Origin of the sequence: Arthrobacter bussei (assembly GCF_009377195.2) — a bacterium.
Lineage (GTDB): Bacteria > Actinomycetota > Actinomycetes > Actinomycetales > Micrococcaceae > Arthrobacter_D > Arthrobacter_D bussei.
Map to the genome: position 1 here is coordinate 1 of NZ_VJXX01000010.1, position 9260 is coordinate 9260.

General features: G+C 60.7%; 11 protein-coding genes. 4 read left to right on the top strand and 7 right to left on the bottom strand.

What is annotated here, in order from left to right; all coding sequences use genetic code 11:
• The 3 genes from FNH21_RS16635 to FNH21_RS16645 all read right to left on the bottom strand — a co-directional run.
• Positions 1–630, bottom strand: a 630-nt coding sequence (locus FNH21_RS16635; protein ID WP_206687079.1) for a hypothetical protein, incomplete at its 3' end; no start/stop codon positions are given.
• 74 nt (positions 631–704) lie between these two features.
• Positions 705–1448, bottom strand: a complete 744-nt coding sequence (locus FNH21_RS16640; RefSeq protein WP_191932094.1) for a relaxase/mobilization nuclease domain-containing protein — start codon at positions 1446–1448, stop codon at positions 705–707.
• Complete coding sequence (locus FNH21_RS16645) at positions 1445–1906, bottom strand: plasmid mobilization protein (RefSeq protein ID WP_152817175.1); 462 nt, start codon at positions 1904–1906, stop codon at positions 1445–1447. The genes FNH21_RS16640 and FNH21_RS16645 overlap by 4 nt, the downstream gene beginning before the upstream one ends.
• 500 nt (positions 1907–2406) lie before the next feature.
• On the opposite strand from FNH21_RS16645, the gene FNH21_RS16650 reads away from it, so the two are divergent.
• Together FNH21_RS16650 and FNH21_RS17530 are read left to right on the top strand one after the other, a co-directional pair.
• On the top strand, positions 2407–2997 hold the full coding sequence (locus FNH21_RS16650; protein ID WP_152817176.1) for a hypothetical protein: 591 nt from the start codon (positions 2407–2409) through the stop codon (positions 2995–2997).
• A gap of 1010 nt (positions 2998–4007) precedes the next feature.
• Positions 4008–4598, top strand: coding sequence for a helix-turn-helix domain-containing protein (locus FNH21_RS17530; protein WP_152817177.1), 591 nt, complete (start codon positions 4008–4010; stop codon positions 4596–4598).
• On the opposite strand, the gene FNH21_RS16660 is transcribed toward FNH21_RS17530, so the two are convergent.
• Positions 4592–5170 (bottom strand): recombinase family protein, encoded by a 579-nt coding sequence (locus FNH21_RS16660; RefSeq protein WP_152817178.1) that lies wholly within the window; start codon positions 5168–5170, stop codon positions 4592–4594. The two genes, FNH21_RS17530 and FNH21_RS16660, sit on opposite strands and share 7 nt — an antisense overlap.
• Before the next feature lie 391 nt (positions 5171–5561).
• Between FNH21_RS16660 and FNH21_RS16665 the strand changes: the two genes are divergently transcribed.
• Positions 5562–6266 carry a hypothetical protein gene (locus FNH21_RS16665; RefSeq protein WP_152817179.1) on the top strand — a complete coding sequence of 235 codons (705 nt, stop codon included), beginning with the start codon at positions 5562–5564 and terminating at the stop codon, positions 6264–6266.
• A 23-nt stretch (positions 6267–6289) separates the two neighbouring features.
• Entirely contained in the window at positions 6290–6667 is a 378-nt protein-coding gene (locus tag FNH21_RS16670) for a hypothetical protein (RefSeq protein WP_152817180.1), read from the top strand.
• A gap of 112 nt (positions 6668–6779) precedes the next feature.
• Here the strand turns inward: FNH21_RS16670 and FNH21_RS16675 are convergent, their stop codons facing one another.
• From FNH21_RS16675 to FNH21_RS16935, 3 genes are all read right to left on the bottom strand, one after another.
• Positions 6780–7553, bottom strand: a complete 774-nt coding sequence (locus FNH21_RS16675) for an Abi family protein (RefSeq protein WP_152817181.1) — start codon at positions 7551–7553, stop codon at positions 6780–6782.
• 261 nt (positions 7554–7814) lie between these two features.
• Positions 7815–8099, bottom strand: a complete 285-nt coding sequence (locus FNH21_RS16680; RefSeq protein WP_152817182.1) for a hypothetical protein — start codon at positions 8097–8099, stop codon at positions 7815–7817.
• An 806-nt stretch (positions 8100–8905) separates the two neighbouring features.
• Positions 8906–9260, bottom strand: a 355-nt coding sequence (locus tag FNH21_RS16935) for a hypothetical protein (protein WP_206687080.1), incomplete at its 5' end; no start/stop codon positions are given.

A 9260-nucleotide genomic window follows, 5' to 3' on the forward strand; every position in this document is an offset into this window, starting at 1 on the left:
CTCGGTTGCGTTGTAGTCGTGCTGAAGGCTCACTGCGACGTCCCACGCCTTGTCAGAGATCTCGCTCAGGTAGCGTCGCATCCGACCTGTAGAGAGCTCTTGGGCGTACAGCTTTGCCCAGCCTTTGAAGTCGTTTACCTTGCACTTCACTTCTGGAGGGGTGAGCCATTCAGCTTCTTGATGCTCGCGTCCGAAGGCCAGCAGAGTCTCTCGACATTTGATTGCTACGCCTTGGTAGTCCTCCGCTTCTCGCGCCGAGTCCATCGCACCAACAGCGGCTTCGTAACGCCTCCAAGCCCCGCCCACTTCTTCAGCCTTTTCCTCTTCAATCTCGACCCGGTTCCGGTTCATCACCCGGAGCATCAGGCCGACATGGAAGGAGAACGCGACGTCGTATTCAGGAAAGGATTCCTGCGAGTAGAGATTCGTGGGATTGGTGATGACCCACCAACGCTCCTTGGGCAGGTGTACGTCATAAACGTCGTAGTCGGTACCCACTAGCCGGTAGCTACTGACCTTCTGTACCAGAGTGACTTTGTTGTCGGGGTCGCTAGAGTCAGCGGTTCCGCACTCCAACTCGACGTAGTTGCGGATGGATTTCTCTTCAGACGCAGGAAGCGGTTGAGCCATGTGGCAACTATGAGGGGTTCCCACGTCATTTCAGTGGCAAAGGGACGCGGAGCGTTCCGCGGCAGCTCGTGGCGTTACCGTTCGAATCCGCGTTCTGGCCGGTGATCCCTGACCGGGGGCCTCATCACCTCAGGTGATTGTCTGGTCCGGGAGCCCTTGGGCGCTTTACCTGGTCGTGGTGGGGTCGGGAAGGACAGGTCAACGAACCTCTTGGCCTCGAGGAACTCAGCGAGTGCCTCGGCCCGCTTCCCGCCCAGGCGCACCGCAGCCTGCTGCTGCTTCTCAGTGATCGTCTTCTCACTGACTCGAGCTCGTCCTGGTGTTTTCTGGCGTGGCGCCTGCACCAGTCCGAAGTGCTTCTCGAGGGCGGTCGCTGCGCTCTGCGCGGCCCGGAAGTCCTGACGTGCGTGCCAGACCTGGCCGGTGTCACTGACCCGACTCACGACGATATGAACGTGATCATCTCCGTGGCGCACCATCACCCACGGATGCTCTTGATAGCCCATGCGCTGGGCCATCATCGTGGCCGCATCGCGCCACTGCTCGTTACTGAGCCTGCGATCCCTCGGCGCGGTCCGTAGCGACACCTGCCAGATCGGTTTGCGGATCTCAGGCCGGGTGCTGACGGCCTCGCGCAGGTCCGCGGCCCAGGTCGCCCCGTCGGTGTGGCCGTCCCGGCCGAGGTTCCCGCCGATCACCACCCCGCCGGAACGCCGGACGTTCCCGATCGTGTACGTGTGCTCGTTGGCCTTGCCCGGTCCATGCAGGTACGCCGCGATGTCGCCGGCGCGCTCGCCTCGGGTGATCTTCGCGATCACCGGCCCCTCAGCTCGTCCCGCACTGCGCCGAGCTGCGTGCGTACGGCGTCCAGGTTCCGGGCGATGTCCTCGAGCGCCGGCGCCGGAGCGCCACCCAGGGCGGAAATGTTCAACGCCCTGGCGATCTGGTTCAGATTCGAGCCCATCCGGGCCAGCTCGGCCCGCATCTGGCGGGTTTCACCCACAGCAGCAACCGGGGCGGCAGCAGGCCGACCCTCGAGCCGGGCCGTCACTGTCTCGCGCACCCACCGACCCATCTGCCCGCGACCCTCGGCCTCAGCCGCAGCCACCCACCGGGCGTGCTCGGCCGGCGTCAACCGGACAGCCACCGTTTTGGTCCGCTCACCACGCGGGCCCGCCGGCTCCTGGTCGGCAGTCGCCGGCACCGGATCGGCGACCGATTCAGGGGCGGGGGCCGGCTGCCGCAACAGGCTGAACCAGCGGGACGAGTCGGCCATGACGAGCTCCTTCCGACGGGGAACCCGTCAAAGCCGCCAACCGCGTAGCGGTGGCCAGCCCCGCAGGGCAAGGGATTGTCGTAACGAGGAGGTCGCGCAGCGACCGTAGCGTTACGGCAATCATACCTTGCATCGACCGGGGGTGGTCCGACAGCGGAGGAACAAAGCCCACCCGCGGTCAGGGGTTTTGGGTGGGTGTAGAGGCGAGCTCTGCGAGACCGGAACCTACCCAAAACGTGGGCCGCAGGCACACACCGGGACCCGTCCAGGGTCCCGCAGACCAACCCGGCAAAGGCACCTACAGAAGAGCTGCTACCGCAGATCCCGACGGGGCAGCTGACCCATCACCTCGAGCAAGCCAGAAGACTTCTCGGGGACTCACCTGGCTTCTGGTCACCGGAGGAACCTGTCTGGTGAGGCTGGAAAGGGCTGCTATTCGCGCGCTGGAGTGAGCCAGAGGCTCGGGTGCGACTGCCTACTCTGTCTGGGAGAATCCATGAGTGCCAGAGTCCAGTAGCTTCCAGCTCCACGCGTGGGTCGATGAAAGCATGCGTGGAGTCAAGGAAAGTCAGGGCATGTACCTGCTTGGGGCGGTCGTCGCTGATCCCTCCGAGTGTGAGCCGACGCGTGACGAGCTACGGGCCGTCCTGCCCAAGGGCGCGCGGAAACTGCACTGGACTGACATGGAAGCCCGCGAGAAGAAGCAGGTCACCGGTCTGGTTTGTGGTCTGAATGTCGCTCACATGGTGGTGATCGGCACGCCGCTGGATCTGAGGAAGCAGGAGAAGGCTCGGGCGAAGTGCATGGAGCGCCTGCTGTGGGAGCTTGGTGAGATGGAAGTGTCGAGGGTCTTCCTCGAGCACCGAACGCCGTCGCTGAATGGCCGGGACATGAAGCTGGTGGAGCACCTACGTGGTCGCCAGGCGATGCCTAAGACTCTGCGAGTAGACATCGCGCAGCCTTCCAGTGAGCCAATGCTGTGGATTCCAGACCAGATGCTGGGGGCCATGGGCGACGCGGAGGCGAACGACGACGGGGCGTGGCTGGAGCTGTACGACGGCGCGGTGCACCGGATCGACATCGAGTTCTAGATAGCGCGAAGGCCAGGTCCCGCTAAGCACGGGGGTCCTGGCCTCTACTTCTCAACCCTCCCAGCAGGAGAGGAGCTATCACCTAGTAAAGCGTTGCACACTGCAACCTGTCTACCTCCGCTACGGGATTGCGGCCTACAGCGTAAGAAATCCGGTGAGCGCACGCTACCTGGTGAGTGCTGAATGTCCTGTACCCGATGCCTGTGACTGTTGGGGTTGCTGCGGGGCTCGGAGGCGGCTCAGGGGCTGGCAGGCGGTCGCTGGGGATACCGGCGGCACTGGGCAGGGAGGCGGCGGGCAGGGGCTTGCCTTGATGCTCCGAAGGTTGGTTCGGAGACTCAAGGCAGCGAAACGACGGCACCGGTGTAGGTGTGGCGTGTGGGTTTTCTAGCTGGCGCTGCTGTTAGGCGAAGCGCGACGACGGCATATGCCATGAGGTCTGACCAGGCGCGTGCAGTAGTGCGCCTAGTAGTTGGCCCTGGTGTCCCTTCGATTCCGGGGATTACTCGCTCCGGTGAAAGACCCTGCCTCATGGCTCGACAAGCTGAACCGGCTCTAACCCGGGCAGCGGCGTGGGCGGGCCCACGCTTAGTGTTTTGGTTTCGTCACCCTCTCAGGTGACACGCGGCTCAGCACTTGTACCGCGCGTACATGCCCAACCGTTGGCGCAGTTGGTACACTTTCACTATTGATTGAACTTGCAGACACAAGATATCCCCGCTGGTTGGCGCCGGCGGGGATATCGCTTTTTAAGCGGCGTGGCGTGTCTCCCACCGTCAACCGGCCCGCCACTAGCCTTGGTCCCATGGATAAGAAAACTGGCACCTCGATGGGCGGCGGGGTCATCCGCGTCCCTCGACGTTGGCCAGACAAGAACCCCGAAGAGTGCCCGGTCTGCAAGGCCCCGCGGCGGTTCCCGTGCCGCGACAAACGCACCAACAAACTCATGTACCGGACGCACACTGGCAAGAAGATCTAGTCGCCTCGTCTTTGCGGTTACGTTTGGGCACATGAGCAATAGGCCGGCCTTCACTCTCTCGGAAGCTGCTGAACGCACCAACTCGTCGCGTTCGACCATGCGCCGGTATCGGGAGGCGGGGAAGTTCCCGAACGCCTATAAGGGCACGGACAGCCAATGGCGAGTCCCAGTGGAGGACCTACTAGCCAATGGGCTCACGCTCAGTGGGCAGGCTCAGCCTGAGCAGGTGAGCGCGCCCACTGAGCAGGCACCGCCAACGGGCGGCGTCCTAGTTGAGCGGGTCCGGGAGCTAGAGGCGGCACTGGCGGTAGAGCGTGCTAAGGCGGAGGGTTTAGAGCGGGTTGCTGCAGCTGCTGAGGCGAATGCTGCGGATCTGCGGATGGCTCTACGGATGATCGAGGCCGCGCGACCTGAGCAAGGTGAGCGTGCCCAAGCTGAGCACGTGAGCGCGCCCACTGAGCAGGGGGTGAGCAGGCCCACTGAGCAGGACGTGAGCGCACTGTCCGGGCAGGATGAGCAGGCTAGGCAAGTATCCCCTGAACATCCAGGCGGCGGCCTCAGGTCTAAACAAAACGACCGCTCACGGCGCCGCTGGTGGCAGTGGGGCACCGGGCCCTACTGAGCAGCCTGCGCAGGCTCTGAGCGCAGGAGCCGGTACATGGTGGAGACGCTGACCTTGGCCGCGGCTGCTACCTCTGAGGGCGTCATCGTTCCCATCGCGCGCAGCTCCTTGATCCGCTGTACGGTCGCGTCGTTGTGCTTCTTCGGCCGGCCTCCGAGACGGCCACGGGCCCGTGCTGAGGCAAGGCCGGCACTGGTGCGTTCTCGGATCAGCTCACGCTCGAACGCGGCCAGGGAGGCGAAGATGTTGAACACGAGCTCCCCGTTGATGGTGCTGGTGTCGATGCCCTCGTGCAGGGATCGGAAGGTTACGCCGCGATCCTTCAATTCGGCCACCAGGCCCACGAGGTGCTGCATGGACCGACCGAGCCGATCCAGACGCCACACGAGCAACGTGTCCCCAGGCCTCAGGTAGTCGAGCATCTTGTCCAGCTCCGGGCGGGTGGTCTTCGCTCCGCTGACGCCGTGGTCCGTGAAGACGCGGGAGGCGCCGGCCTTAGTGAGTGCGTCGTGCTGCAGGCCGGTGTGCTGGTCGGTGGTGCTGACGCGTGCGTATCCGATGATGTGGCCCATGCCTGCTGTCCTCCATGTCAGTAACTCAGCCTCGGGTGAGCTTATGAGAATCAGCTACTGACACGGGTTTTGGCACTGCCGCGATCCGCGGAATGCCGGGGGCCAGCGACGAGGTGAAACCTCGCTCAGACAGTGCCGACAACCGGTCGTATTTGGTCGAACCCCGCGCGGTTCTGTCGTGACGTCTCAGTACACTGCACGGATGTCGGATGAAGCGCGTAGCTATAGCGTCGGAACTCGCGCAGCCTTGTTTCATCTGGCGCGAGGAACCTGTTACTTCCCCAGGTGCACAAAGCCAGTTGTTGAAGAGACAGAGGGCGAGCATCTGGTGGCGGTGCAAATCGCACACATCAGCGGAGCTAATGCGGGTTCCGCTCGCTACGACTCCGCAATGACCGATGGCAACCGGGCTGCTTTCAGTAACCTCATGCTCCTGTGCACGACGCATCACAAACTGATCGACGGCCCTCACCGTGATCGGTACCCAATCGAGTTACTACACCAGTGGAAGACCGAGCGCGAATCTGACCCTGGTGCTTTGTCTGCAACGAACCTCACAGATGACACCCTTGAGGAGGTGCTTGAAAGCCTTATGGCGCGGTTCGGCCCCATCAGAGAAGTGGTGGTCGAACTTGAAGCGATGCTTTGGGTTGCTGGATCAATCCTTAAGTCTCCCTTCGACAGCATGGGCATTCTGCTGACGCACAACGCGCATCACCGCGGTCGAGAGAGAGGGGCCGTCGTAACCATCCGAAATACTGGAACAGCCGATGTCTCCGTGGAGGACGTGTCGCTCATCTACCACCTTGAGCCCCCTACGCCAGAGATAAAGGGCGCTGAGTTCACGCTCATGGGTCGGAACGACTACCTCCACCTACAGTCCGTACCCCACAGGCTCTTGTCAGGTGACGCCTTCCAATGGCTGACCAAGGCGGTCACGCTTGCGGAATGCGAAGCAGCGGCAGCCGGTGTCGGTAAGCAGTACCACTCCCTGATCGCCCGCGTCCGCCTAGCCACCGGTGAGACGATCGAATCACCTGAGATCCCCTGGTCAAGCGTGTCTGGTCTGTTAACAACCCACCAAGACGATAATTAGTCGTCCACAACCTGAGGAGTGCAGTGAAGGATCACATCGAGATAGATGGCGTGCGGTACGTTCGCGAGGCGTCGCTGCCGACAACCGCCGACACCGAAGCAGTCTTGCTGGCTGGTGAGCCCAGCTACGGTGGCGGTTCATTAGTCCAGTGCCCGAACTGTGGTAGCGATCTCGGACTTCATATCAATGGGCTGCGCCTCGAAAACGCGGCGGGTCAGAAGCTGGTTGTGACGGCCGGCGGTGAGGACGCCAAGAGCCACATCTCCTTGAATCTCAGCAACGAAGGCTCGATCGAGGGCCGCCGCTATGAACTGAGCCTCACTGGAGAATGTGAAAACTGCACCGACTTCGCACTTACCTTCACCCAGCACAAAGGACAAACCTACTTTTCCCGTGCGTAGGGCCTAACGCCCATTACATAAGGTCACAAGATCGAGCGCGACGTCCGTTGACGACCATACTTCGCGAAAACTCATAGGTAAGGGGCCACTCACTCACAGATCCTTTATTGGATTACAACGGCGGGCGAAGCGGAAGGCACTTTGCCATTTGGCTGTTCTTTTCAAACCAAGTCCCCAGGTCGCGATCTAAGCACTTAGCCAAGAGGACACATGCCTCGTGAGCATCATCGACGGTAATACGCGTGCCTTGCTGCCCAGGCATGGTGATGCCCTTGTACAGGGACTCGTGATGCCCTGCACGGTTACGGAGGGCATGTACTCGCTTGATGAGCACATGCATCCATGTGCTGTCGAACTTCTCGCCTCGGTGAGAAGCTACAAGCCGACCGCCAGGGAACGCCTTACTGAGCCCGGCACGCCAGAGGTCATCCTCATAGTTCGCCATCCGTTTGGTGCTCTTCTTCTCGTCGATTACTCCACCAGCTTCGAGCAGCTCGGGCCAGAAGCCGAACATGAGCTGAGCGATCACCCGCGCGGGAATGAAGTTGCCAGAGCGCCGGACGTCTCTTTTCGCCTTCTGGATGCTTCTACGCGATCGATCGTCGAACTCGATCGTGGAGTCGTACCAGTCCCTGCGGTTCGCCAAAATCTCCAGTCTCTCGTCCAGGGCGTTGCGTAGCGCTACCTCCAAAATCGCAATGTCGCCCAGGGCGGCAGTGGCTAGATCCCGATCCCAAAGGTACAGATCCAACGCCACGCAGGAAGTCGATGCCGCCTCATCCTCGAACCCCTTGAACCTCTCCGGAGAGATGATCCTTTCCAGCGCTGCGGCCTCAGAAGGAGTGGTGTTGTACGTAGGTCCAGGGCTGGACGATGGTGACGTCATCGCTATATACTAAGAGGGAATTCCCCCAAGGGGGCCTCTCCGGACAGTCCTAGGACGTGAGCCGTGAAGCGCCGGGGGTCAGGGTTACCAGAAGCTCCGTGTCGCGAATGACACGGAGCTTCTGTGTTTAAGCGGACTAGGCATGATGATGGAGAGAGACTAACTGGGGGGACAATGGCGGCCCTCAGCGGCCCCGAGTTCCTAGCTGCAGCAGCCGTAGGAATGCAAGACAACAGGCAAAGTCAAAACACGTTCCCACTCTCAGTCACGCACCGGTGTCCAATCCCTGTCATGCGCTGTTTTGGTTGACTCTGTATTGAGGATGAAAGACACCACACCACGAGCCTCGAGACGGTAGTTGGCTGGAATCTCCTGCTGTCCGTCCGCCCATGCCTTGGCTTCCTTCAACGTGGATGGAGCTGGCTGCCACAGGGTGACCGAGCGGGTGTTGATCATGTCGGTGTGATCGGTCATGGCCACATAGCCGAGAAACACCTTCTCGCTAGAGCCGGCTTCGTACAGGGCATCAAGAACAGGTTGCTCCACAACGGTTTCCTTTGGTTCAGGGATGCATACGACGTCTCAGTGCTACTCAGTAGCGCCCCTGAGAGTAGGCCACTTACAGGATGCGCTCCTAGGTACGGAGAGGGCCAGGAGCAAAGCCTCTGGCCCCTCCTTGATACTGCTAGATGTTGCACCCATTACGGGCAATCGTGAGCACTAAACGTGCTACGTTCACCGCCAGGTTTGCGACAGCAATTATTTTCACCATGACCGAACCCTTCAAGAGTTCGAGCCACCGCTAGCTCCACGGACTAGCGTGCGTGTACCCACAGGCCTATGGTGGATGTACAACACTGCACATCCGGTAGGGGCCCGTAGCTCGATTGACGGTCCATCTCCGGCTTAAAGGGACCGGGTGCAACCGGTCCCTTTTTCGTTGAAAGACGACTGCACCGAGGCACATCCGGTGCACTTCTCTATTATCGCCTACGGAATAGACGTTAACGCAAGTGCGACTTTTCCGCAGGGCCTACTTCCCTGTATTGGCGGGGATTTTGGGGCCTTGACTGTCAAGGTTAGCGTCTTGACTGTCAAGATTCGTGCTCTACGCAGTTTGTGGACAAACCACTTTTCCACAACGCACAAAACCAACTTTCATGAAAAATAATTTTGTACGTAACTGCAAAACGAACTTTCATGAAAATAATTTCTCATGCAGACCTGCAACAAGTTTTCCTACGCAAGCCTGTAACAACGTAGTCATGTCTCGTTCGCTTCAACGTCTACCTATCCACTGACATACCGACCCTGCGGTCGTCCTGTTACACCCTCGTTGCGGCAGAGTTGCTTCACCATGGCTTAAAGGACTCAGGACCTCGGTATTCACATGCCGAGCAAACTTCCGCCTCGAGCCAACCTTGCTCGCCGTCTTGCTCGGTGACGTCGCCGTCTGTCATGAGTCGATACGAGCCACATCTCGGACACCGCCGTGGTGGCTGCCTCTTGACCTTGACGATGGCTGTTGAGTACATCTGAAGGACGTGCGCGGTTGCATCCAGGAGCATCTCGGCGTCCCACTCGGTTGCGTTGTAGTCGTGCTGAAGGCTCACTGCGACGTCCCACGCCTTGTCAGAGATCTCGCTCAGGTAGCGTCGCATCCGACCTGTAGAGAGCTCTTGGGCGTACAGCTTTGCCCAGCCTTTG

Coding starts and splice junctions, on each gene's coding strand:
- FNH21_RS16645 (WP_152817175.1), bottom strand. CDS start 1,906: ATGGCCGACTCGTCCCGCTGGTTCAGCCTGTTGCGGCAGCCGGCCCCC.
- FNH21_RS17530 (WP_152817177.1), top strand. CDS start 4,008: ATGAGCAATAGGCCGGCCTTCACTCTCTCGGAAGCTGCTGAACGCACC.
- FNH21_RS16660 (WP_152817178.1), bottom strand. CDS start 5,170: ATGGGCCACATCATCGGATACGCACGCGTCAGCACCACCGACCAGCAC.
- FNH21_RS16665 (WP_152817179.1), top strand. CDS start 5,562: ATGACCGATGGCAACCGGGCTGCTTTCAGTAACCTCATGCTCCTGTGC.
- FNH21_RS16675 (WP_152817181.1), bottom strand. CDS start 7,553: ATGACGTCACCATCGTCCAGCCCTGGACCTACGTACAACACCACTCCT.